Raw genomic sequence first — 8,857 nt, forward strand, 5'->3', positions numbered from 1 at the left:
ATGACTATCGACCTCTACGGATTCGGCCCGGCGCTCGCCGCTGGCGCGCTGATGACCGTCAAACTGGCCCTCTTGGCGTTGTGCCTGGGACTGGTGCTCGGCCTGCTCGGCGCCTTGGCCAAGACTTCCCCGTACAAGCCGTTGCAATGGCTTGGCGAAACCTACTCGACCATCGTCCGCGGTGTACCTGAACTGCTGTGGGTTCTGTTGATGTATTACGGCACCGTCAAGATGATGAGTGCCCTGGGCGAACAGTTCGGGAACCCCGATCTGGCCCTGAGCCCCTTCGTTGCGGGCGTGATCGCCCTTGGACTGTGCTTCGGGGCTTATGCAACTGAAGTCTTCCGCGGCGCGATTCTGGCGATCCCTAAAGGCCACCGTGAAGCCGGCGTGGCGCTGGGCTTGTCGAAACTCCGGATTTTCACTAGGTTGATCCTGCCGCAGATGTGGCGTATCGCCCTGCCGGGCCTAGGCAATCTGTTCATGATCCTGATGAAAGACACCGCGCTAGTGTCAGTCATTGGCCTGGAAGAAATCATGCGCCACGCCCAGAACGCCGTGACCTTTACCAAGCAACCATTCACCTTCCTCATGGTCGCCGCCGTCATGTATCTGGGGCTGACAGTCCTCGCGATGACGGGTATGTACATCATGGAAAAACTCGCCGCTCGCGGCTTTGTGAGGAGGACGTAATGGAATGGGAAGTCATCTATAAGTGGTTGCCGAAACTCATTCAGGGTGCAGCCCTTACGCTTGAATTGGTCGGAATCGCCGTCATCGCGGGCCTGATTCTCGCAATTCCACTGGGCATCGCACGCTCGTCCAAGCGCTGGTACGTCCGCGCACTGCCCTACGGTTATATTTTCTTCTTCCGCGGCACACCGCTGTTGGTACAGTTGTTCCTGGTCTACTACGGCGTAGCTCAGTTCGATGCCGTGCGACAGAGCTTCATGTGGCCATACCTGCGTGATCCATTCTGGTGCGTCACGGCAACTATGACCCTGCACACAGCCGCCTACATCGCCGAAATCCTTCGCGGCGCGATCCAGGCCATTCCGCCTGGCGAAATCGAGGCCGCCCGCGCGTTGGGCATGTCGAAGGCCAAGGCGCTCTTCTTCATCATCTTGCCCCGCGCCACGCGGATTGGCCTTCCAGCCTATAGCAACGAGGTCATTCTCATGCTCAAGGCCAGTTCGCTGGCAAGCACCGTGACGTTGCTAGAGCTGACGGGCATGACCCGCACCATCATTGCCCGAAATTATCTAACCGTAGATATGTTCTTCGCGGCTGGGATTTTCTATCTGCTGATGTCCTTTATGCTGGTTCAGGCGTTCCGACAACTGGAGCGCTGGTTGCGCGTCGATGCCTGCCAGGGACGTTGATCCGCCGGTGCTTGCGGGCGAGCAGTTGCTCGCCCGCTTCAAAGCGCTGGACGGGTTTCTGACCGAACACCAGACGCTCTGGCGACCGAGACCGTTTACCCTTCGACAACTGCCGTGGGAAGCGACCTATCCCGAATTGGCGGATTGGCTACGCCGGCGTTCGCTGGAAGACGCGGAAACCAGCCATAACCATCCTGAGCACCTTCTGGCGCCCGCGCCTTTTCCAGGACTGGCAGCGCAGGCCATCGCCCTCAGCGCTATAGGCAACCTTCCCGTTCATTCGACCGAGCCTGCGAGCCGACGGCTGAACGTCGACGTGCCCGGGCGCAAATGGCAGCAGATCGAAACCTTCGCCGGTTGCCTGCAATTTTCCGCAAAGCCCCGGCACTGGCTCGACTGGTGTTCAGGCAAAGGTCATTTGGGCCGACGCCTGCTGCAAGCCGGCCAACAACTGACCTGCCTGGAATATGACCCGGCGCTGATCGCCAGCGGTCAGGCGCTGAGTCAGCACCATCACCTCATGGTCAATCACTTCCAACAGGATGTGATGGCAAGCGATGCGGCTGCTTACCTGAACGCCGAACACACGCCGGTCGCCCTGCACGCCTGCGGCGACTTGCACGTACGGCTGATGCAACTGGCCAGTGCGGCGGGTTGCAAACAACTGGCCATTGCGCCCTGCTGTTATAACCGCATCAGCGCTCGCCAGTATCAGCCGCTGTCCGACGCGGCTAAAGGCTCCGACCTACAGCTTTCCCTCGACGATCTCGCGCTGCCGCTGAGCGAAACCGTCACCGCCGGTGCCCGCGTCCGGCGCCAGCGCGATACATCGATGGCCCGCCGCCTGGCCTTCGACCTGCTGCAACGGCAACTGCGCGGTTGTGACGACTACCTGCCAACACCGTCGTTGCCCAGCGCCTGGCTGGATAAACCCTTCGCCGATTACTGCCGCGACCTGGCAGCGCTGAAAGACTTATCCACAGTCCCGGCGCAGGATTGGTCGACGCTGGAAGCCGCTGGCTGGGAACGCCTGGCCCAGGTGCGCAATCTGGAGCTGCTACGCGGCCTGTTCCGGCGCCCGCTGGAGCTGTGGCTGGTACTCGACCGAGCACTGTTTCTCGAAGAACAGGGTTATTCGGTTCGATTGGGTTTATTCTGCGAAACCCCACTGACACCGCGCAATTTGATGCTGCTCGCCGAGCGTCGATGACCCCCTTCATTTCGATTAACAGCCTGTGGATAAGTCTGTTGATTAAACTTGGAGAAAGCCTTTGGATCCATGGCTTTTAGGCCATAAAAGCGCTTGGTCATTTTTTGTTCATATTGGAAAACAGGCGAAAAAACAGCCAGTTGCGATTTATTGAGAACGGCTCCACAAAATAAGCCGTAAACGCAGCGAATCCACCTCCCGCTGTGCATAAGCATTAATCCGAATGGTCATAACCAACTTCCGCCACTTGAACTATCGTTGCCAAGCGCCAGAAATCTCTGACGCTCAGGACAGCAAGGAGCTGGGAAACAATGACCACACTGAAAAGTGCACAGGAAGCCGTCGATACCGTCGCCAACCAGGCCATTCTCGCGGCCATTCAACAAACTTTCGCCGTTGGCGGGGCGATCATCAACAACGCCACTGGCGAAGTTATCGCAGCACTTCACAACAACGTGTTAATGCCTTTTCCGGGGAGCGGCACCACCTACTTCCTCCCCCATGACCCGACCGCCCATGGCGAGCGACAACTGGTGGACTGGTACTACGCAAAAGCGGAATCGCTGAAACTTCCACCGCCCAACAAATTGACCATCGTGACCACGCTGGACCCTTGCGCCATGTGCGCCGGCGCTCTGCTCACCGCAGGATTCAACGTCGCCGTGAGTGCGATCGATGACTACGCGGGGGTTAACTACAACAGCCAGTTCAACTTCCCGTCATTGCCGCCGCACATTCGTCAGCAGGCACAAAAAACCTGGGCGTATTACGCGGTCGCTGCGCCTGTCAGCCGTGCCTATCAAGGCTCAATGAGCCCGGTGTTTGGCGGCCAGACCATCGACTCGGCGGCGTACTACCTCACCAGCTCGATCTTCTCTGCCAGCGTCGACACTGTGCGCAAAGCGAGCAACAACAGCGGTCTAGAGCCTTCGAAACTGAAAAACCCGGCCACGCTGCCGGCGAACAGCCCGGTACGCCAGGCATTGACCAAAGTGAGTCCGTACGCCTTGACGGTCACCTCCAGCAACCCGCGCGACCCAGGTGCAGAACTGGCGCCGCCACTGCTGAAAACTGCCCAACAAGCCAGTGTGTTCAACTCGGTGGCCTTGCTGGATCCCTTTGGCAACCTGCTGGTGTGCCTGGGCGGCGTGGAAAACCAGTCGCCGATTCGCACGGCATTCATGGAAACCACCCGCAGCTATGCGGTCATGCGCTGGACCCTGATGAACGACCCGGACCCGGCGGTACGTGCCCAGGCCGAGCAGTACCTGACACACCCAAAATACGGCACCTTCGTGTTCCTCTACGCGCCGGACCCGACTACCCCGCAGGCGGTGATGACCTTCGGCGCGTACGGCTCGACCATGGAAGGCCCGGTGCCGCAAAGCTACCCGTCGAACCTGCAATACGTGTTGCTGCCAGGAAACACCACGGCCCAGGAGCTGTCGCAACTGGCCCAGAACCTGCCACCGTTCTATACCCAAAGCGTGCAGGTGGCTCCCGCCCAAGTCCTGAGCCAGGCCTTGATCAACGCTGTCAAAAGCGGCGTGTAACCGACTGACGTTATCTGCAAGACCAGGCCCGCCGAACCATCGGCAGGCCTGCCGTGAAAACGTCACCATCGGAACCCTGTCATTCGTTAACAAAAGCATTCCTGCGGGCGACACATTTACACCGCGCGACAACCGTGAACTGATCAAGACGAGCCCTGAAACGCTCAAGCGCACACAAGGGCGAGAACCTTGCCAGAGGCCTGCTGAAAAATAGTCAGTAATCAGGGGTTTACAGAACCACGCCAGTCGCTATAATCGTCGCCCAACACGCCGGTATAGCTCAGTTGGTAGAGCAACTGACTTGTAATCAGTAGGTCCCGGGTTCGACTCCTGGTGCCGGCACCATACAAAACGAAGCCCCTGCAGAAATGCAGGGGCTTTGTTGTTTCTGGGGTTTGGAAAACCCGCGCTCCCGCCTAGGCCCCTTTACCAAGAAAAGGCGCGGTTTCCACTTCCAGCATCAGCAGCACCATTTCCGTCAATTCGGCGTCGGACTTCTGTCCTGCATAGAGGTCGTGGAGTGCTTTGGCGAAGGGGATACGCAGGTCCTGGTTTTCTTCGCGGGCGCTATCGCCGTGTTGCATGAGTTCGCTGAGGGCGCGCATCACAGCCGCTTGCCACCGAGCGGTGGTCCTCGGACCATCGCCGGTGATTGCAATCAACTTATCCTTCGTCAACTGGCGAAGGGCTGGTTCCCGCAACGGCTTATGCGGCTTTGGGTTGCGAGTGTTCTTTGACATACCGGACGATACTCAGCGTTTCCTGCCGGAACTGCTCGTAGTCGATCTGCTGGGCGTTAATAAAGGTGCTGCCCATCATGGTCAGCGACCCCATAAAGCTGGCTTCGGAAATTTCCTCGTCGCTCGCACCAAACAAGCGCGCGGCTTCGGTATGGAACAGGGCGCAATACTTACAACGGGTCGCCCCGGACACTGCCAGACCTATCAACTCCTTGTACTTGTTAGGAATCCTGGTATCCGCCAGCCAGAAGTCCCGGGCTATTCCCCAGAATCCGTTCGCTGCACCTTCCGGCATCTGCTTGATCCACTCCGGTACCTGACCCAGGGTCTGTTCAATTTCCCGATAGGTATCACGAATGGCCATTTGGCACCTCCTTACCTCTCTGGAGACATCTGCACCAGAGGTACAACATAGTTTAGTTCGCTGGCGGCCATGCCAGAGCCGGCAACAGGACGACTCCAGCAACGAATCCTTAAATATCGTAGAAACAATAGGATGGATTTAGACTTTTTTGGCGCAATGACGGACTACTAAATTCTTGGAGTTATCAAACAAAGCGCCCGCAGCGATGCGAGGGCTTTGTCGTTTCCGGGGTTTGGAAAAGCAGCTCTCAGTGACCGGCGCTCTGACCACCATCGACGTGCAGGATCTCGCCGGTGACGAATCCGGCGGAGTCCAGATACACGACGGCTTGGGCGATATCGCTGATCTCGCCCATGTGCCCGACCGGGTGCAAATTGCCCAGCGCTTCGTAGGTTTCTTCGCTGTGCATCGGCGTTTTGATGATGCCGGGGCTGACCGCGTTCACACGAATGCCACGCTTGGCGTATTCGATGGCCAGGGATTTGGTCGCGGCGTTGAGGCCGCCTTTGGTCAACGATGCCAGTACCGATGGCACGCTATCGACAGCGTGGTCTGTCAGGCTGGTGGTGATGTTGACGACGTGGCCGTGGCCTTGTTTTTCCATCTCGGCGATGGCGAGTTGGGTGATGTAGAAGAAGCCATTCAGGTTCACCGACAGCACAGCGGCGTAGTCCTCGTAGGTATACGCGGTGAACGGCTTGGCGACGAAGATCCCGGCGTTGTTGACCAGGGTGTCGATACGGCCAAAACCTGCGATCGCTTCACGAATCACCCGCTCGGCGATCGCCGGGTCGCCGATGTCGCCCGCCACTGTGAGAATGTCCGGATCGGCGGACGGTTTGATCGAACGCGAGGTGGCAACCACCCGGTAATCGAGATCACGAAAGGCCTTGACCATACCCGCACCGAGACCTTGGGATGCGCCGGTAATAACAATGACTTTTTTCGAAGTGCTCATGATGAACCTCTACAAAATAATGGAGTTTTAAACGTGATCAATCAGGCTTCAGCGGGGGCCTGCCATCAGCATCGCTTTACCGGCTAGGTCCTCGGTGGCTTACTCCAGTGTCGTCACGCCCAAGGCGCACCACGGGCACACCACATCGGAGACGAAATCGATGGTGACGGGCTGCCTCATGACTGCCCCTCTGCCAGTTGCTTTCGGTACTGGGTGGTGGTGATCCCGGCGTAGCCCCAGTTATCGGTGTCGACTTCTTCGATCACGATGTGGGTCAGGTCGGGACGTTTGTTGAGGACCCGCTCCAGGGTTTCAGTGATTTCGGCGATCACCTGAGCTTTCTGCTCCGAGGTAACGCCATCGCGGGTAATGCGTACGCTGACGAAAGGCATGACGACTCTCCAGAGACCTTCCCTTCGGGATGATGGGCAGGTGGTGGAGATGACTGTATGACGTTGCTTTGGTGGGATAAAGATGGGTTCAAGTACATCATTAGTGACGTGATGTAATAAATGTGGGCAGGAGATTGATCTATCTAAACCAGCTCGCCTCCCCTGAAAAGTCCTAGAGGAGCGCTGATTTTGGAGCCCTGAACTGGCTGTACAGATGGCGAGCCCAAATAGTGCCGGCACCATACAAAACAAAGGCCTCGCAGAAATGCGAGGCCTTTGTTGTTACTGGGGGAAGGTTTATAGAGACGCGGAGATTATCGCTCGCGTCTAAGCGAAGACTGTGGGGGAGTTGTTTGTCCCCCCCACCACCGACCTCACTCCGCACAACAGGCAGCACCCACCACAGTACTTGACGGGTCAAACCGCCTGCAGATCACGCAGAGCTTCGGGATGCTGACTTGCAACACGCAACAGCGTTTGTGCCGCTCCCGTGGGCTGCCGCCGCCCCTGCTCCCAGTCCTGCAACGTTCGCAAACTGACACCGAGCAGCTTGGCGAACGCATTTTGAGAAATACCCACTTTGGCCCGTGCTTCGGCAGCCGCTGACAGCGGCACCTCTGTCAGGCGAGCAACTTTGCCGGCTTTCATTTGACGCACAGAGTCCAGCAAGTCCTTTTGGAACTGTTCCAGTTCATTGTCCATTGCTGATTTCCTCCTTCAGCTGCTTGAGGAAGGCTGCGGGTAAATTGTCGAACTTCGCCTTGGTGTAGGCGATCAGCAACCAGATAGAGCCTTCGGAAAGCCGTGTTGTAGTAAATGACACGTGTACCACCTCGTTTGCCCATCCCGCTACGGGACCAACGAACCTTGCGCAAGCCGCCGCTGCCAGGAACCACATCACCGGCCAACGGATTAGCTGCCAGCCAAGTAATGAACTCATAACGTTCGCCATCGTCCCAGATGGACTCAGCATAGCGCTTGAAAATTTCCGTTTCGATAATGGTGTACATGAGCCCGACTATACGGCGTAGCCGTATAGCCAAGCAATGCACGTTTGTCTGATTGGACCTGGCACATCCGCTAAGACTCTTGGCACCTAAGCCGGCACTTCGCCACGCTTGCAGACTATCAGCCCGCACGCTAGGCTCCCGTCATCGCTGCAAATTCAGCGAACGGGTTTGGCGACCCGATTTACAATAGGCGCACAGGCGCCACCATTACGATTGCTGGCGTTTTTTTTCGCTCGTACTTTTCTGTTATGGCGGCTGTGCGCGGGAGACTTTCGGGTCTGCCGGGTTCCTATTGTCCCGGTTCGCCAACCTGCGTACAGCTGCCACCCATAATCGTTTGGCGACGGTTCGTGGCAGTTCCTCAACAATAGGAGCTAGACCATGTACAAGATCAATCCGTCTGAACTCTGCGCCAGGCGACCTTCAAGGTCCCATTTCTCCTCCCCACGTCGCGGAGGTGCCCAATGACTAACCCCCAAGACCTGAAAACCATCGGCCTCACACCCTTCTCCATCCACTCCGACCAGCCCCTCTTCCGCGTCAACAGCGGCGTGCCGATCCGCGAAGCCTTGTCCCACGTTTCCGACTTGCTCCACCTCTCCAAACTGCTGGCCGAAGACGCGGCGATGGAGCGCAATACGGACCGCTATGCCTGGGCGTCGCACTATTTGCAGGAGATGAGTAAGGCGGTGATCGATGACGTGGTGAAAGTGCTGGGCGCGCCGGGTAACAACCGCAGCCAGTAACGTCGTGACCTGAACCTGATCCGCATACAAGAAAAAGCCCCGAATCATTCGGGGCTTCTACATGGTCCGGCTCAGACTTCGCTGACTTCAAACACGAACGAGATCTTTCGGCTGCTGGCGCTCCAGACGTAGCGGATGGACGTACGCACGCCAGTGGTTGTCATCAAGACTCCATTGTAAGGATCTCATCGTTAAACATCGGATACCGTTGCACGGATTCTCCTGGTTCTGATGACCACCGACGTATAACTCGCCTTCAGGTTGACACATGCGTCATCTGTGGCAGAAAATCGCCCCGAGAGCGCGAAACCGACTGCCTTCAGGTGGCGATAGTCGGCGTTAGGAACCCCGTTGATGGCCTGAAAATCAGCGCTCGGGTGAGACCTCTCCTCCCCTGCTTGAGGGAGCACAATATCAAGCAACCTCATCAAGAAAAGCAGCCTAATCAGGCTAATGCCGATCAGTTAAGCCTTCTCGCTTGACCTTTGGCCGCAAGAAATCA

Annotated in this window: 10 protein-coding genes, 1 tRNA gene and 2 pseudogenes; 6 read left to right on the forward strand and 7 right to left on the reverse strand. The window is 57.5% G+C overall.

Features of this window, described 5'->3' with window-relative positions; translation table 11 throughout:
* The 5 genes from FPT12_RS13540 to FPT12_RS13560 all read left to right on the forward strand — a co-directional run bounded on the left by FPT12_RS13540 (window position 1) and on the right by FPT12_RS13560 (window position 4,490).
* Window positions 1-693, forward strand: a complete 693-nt coding sequence (locus tag FPT12_RS13540) for an ABC transporter permease (RefSeq protein WP_145016707.1) — start codon at window positions 1-3, stop codon at window positions 691-693.
* The gene (locus FPT12_RS13545) at window positions 693-1,382 is read left to right on the forward strand and encodes an ABC transporter permease (protein ID WP_145016708.1); all 690 of its coding nucleotides are present in this window, start codon (window positions 693-695) and stop codon (window positions 1,380-1,382) included. The genes FPT12_RS13540 and FPT12_RS13545 overlap by 1 nt, the downstream gene beginning before the upstream one ends.
* Window positions 1,363-2,592, forward strand: a complete 1,230-nt coding sequence (locus FPT12_RS13550; protein ID WP_145016709.1) for a methyltransferase — start codon at window positions 1,363-1,365, stop codon at window positions 2,590-2,592. Before FPT12_RS13545 ends, FPT12_RS13550 begins: the two co-directional genes overlap by 20 nt.
* Window positions 2,593-2,903: 311 nt before the next feature.
* The gene (locus FPT12_RS13555; RefSeq protein WP_145016710.1) at window positions 2,904-4,145 is read left to right on the forward strand and encodes a nucleoside deaminase; all 1,242 of its coding nucleotides are present in this window, start codon (window positions 2,904-2,906) and stop codon (window positions 4,143-4,145) included.
* A 269-nt stretch (window positions 4,146-4,414) separates the two neighbouring features.
* Window positions 4,415-4,490: transfer RNA gene (locus FPT12_RS13560), tRNA-Thr, on the forward strand.
* 71 nt (window positions 4,491-4,561) lie between these two features.
* On the opposite strand, the gene FPT12_RS13565 is transcribed toward FPT12_RS13560, so the two are convergent.
* The 7 genes and pseudogenes from FPT12_RS13565 to FPT12_RS27670 all read right to left on the reverse strand — a co-directional run bounded on the left by FPT12_RS13565 (window position 4,562) and on the right by FPT12_RS27670 (window position 7,609).
* Entirely contained in the window at window positions 4,562-4,750 is a 189-nt protein-coding gene (locus FPT12_RS13565) for a hypothetical protein (RefSeq protein ID WP_256676742.1), read from the reverse strand.
* 100 nt (window positions 4,751-4,850) lie between these two features.
* On the reverse strand, window positions 4,851-5,249 hold the full coding sequence (locus tag FPT12_RS13570) for a carboxymuconolactone decarboxylase family protein (protein ID WP_145016711.1): 399 nt from the start codon (window positions 5,247-5,249) through the stop codon (window positions 4,851-4,853).
* A 247-nt stretch (window positions 5,250-5,496) separates the two neighbouring features.
* Entirely contained in the window at window positions 5,497-6,207 is a 711-nt protein-coding gene (locus FPT12_RS13575; protein WP_145016712.1) for an SDR family NAD(P)-dependent oxidoreductase, read from the reverse strand.
* 102 nt (window positions 6,208-6,309) lie between these two features.
* Window positions 6,310-6,387: pseudogene (locus FPT12_RS27980) on the reverse strand (DsbA family oxidoreductase); the annotation flags it as partial.
* Window positions 6,384-6,599: a 4-oxalocrotonate tautomerase family protein gene (locus FPT12_RS13585; RefSeq protein ID WP_019691259.1), complete on the reverse strand. Its 216-nt coding sequence runs from the start codon at window positions 6,597-6,599 to the stop codon at window positions 6,384-6,386. The pseudogene FPT12_RS27980 and the gene FPT12_RS13585, both read right to left, overlap by 4 nt.
* A gap of 417 nt (window positions 6,600-7,016) precedes the next feature.
* Window positions 7,017-7,301, reverse strand: a complete 285-nt coding sequence (locus tag FPT12_RS13590) for a DNA-binding transcriptional regulator (RefSeq protein ID WP_178098747.1) — start codon at window positions 7,299-7,301, stop codon at window positions 7,017-7,019.
* Window positions 7,291-7,609 (reverse strand): annotated as a pseudogene (locus FPT12_RS27670) (transcriptional regulator). Before FPT12_RS27670 ends, FPT12_RS13590 begins: the two are co-directional and overlap by 11 nt.
* A gap of 464 nt (window positions 7,610-8,073) precedes the next feature.
* Here FPT12_RS27670 and FPT12_RS13605 point away from each other — a divergent pair.
* Complete coding sequence (locus FPT12_RS13605) at window positions 8,074-8,355, forward strand: DUF3077 domain-containing protein (RefSeq protein ID WP_145016713.1); 282 nt, start codon at window positions 8,074-8,076, stop codon at window positions 8,353-8,355.
* The last annotated feature ends 502 nt before the right edge of the window (window positions 8,356-8,857 follow it).

The sequence above is a fragment of the Pseudomonas sp. H3(2019) genome, from assembly GCF_007713465.1.
In the GTDB taxonomy this organism is placed as follows: domain Bacteria; phylum Pseudomonadota; class Gammaproteobacteria; order Pseudomonadales; family Pseudomonadaceae; genus Aquipseudomonas.

Coding starts and splice junctions, on each gene's coding strand:
- FPT12_RS13540 (WP_145016707.1), top strand. CDS start 1: ATGACTATCGACCTCTACGGATTCGGCCCGGCGCTCGCCGCTGGCGCG.
- FPT12_RS13545 (WP_145016708.1), top strand. CDS start 693: ATGGAATGGGAAGTCATCTATAAGTGGTTGCCGAAACTCATTCAGGGT.
- FPT12_RS13550 (WP_145016709.1), top strand. CDS start 1,363: ATGCCTGCCAGGGACGTTGATCCGCCGGTGCTTGCGGGCGAGCAGTTG.
- FPT12_RS13555 (WP_145016710.1), top strand. CDS start 2,904: ATGACCACACTGAAAAGTGCACAGGAAGCCGTCGATACCGTCGCCAAC.
- FPT12_RS13565 (WP_256676742.1), bottom strand. CDS start 4,750: ATGCGCGCCCTCAGCGAACTCATGCAACACGGCGATAGCGCCCGCGAA.
- FPT12_RS13570 (WP_145016711.1), bottom strand. CDS start 5,249: ATGGCCATTCGTGATACCTATCGGGAAATTGAACAGACCCTGGGTCAG.
- FPT12_RS13575 (WP_145016712.1), bottom strand. CDS start 6,207: ATGAGCACTTCGAAAAAAGTCATTGTTATTACCGGCGCATCCCAAGGT.
- FPT12_RS13585 (WP_019691259.1), bottom strand. CDS start 6,599: ATGCCTTTCGTCAGCGTACGCATTACCCGCGATGGCGTTACCTCGGAG.
- FPT12_RS13590 (WP_178098747.1), bottom strand. CDS start 7,301: ATGGACAATGAACTGGAACAGTTCCAAAAGGACTTGCTGGACTCTGTG.
- FPT12_RS13605 (WP_145016713.1), top strand. CDS start 8,074: ATGACTAACCCCCAAGACCTGAAAACCATCGGCCTCACACCCTTCTCC.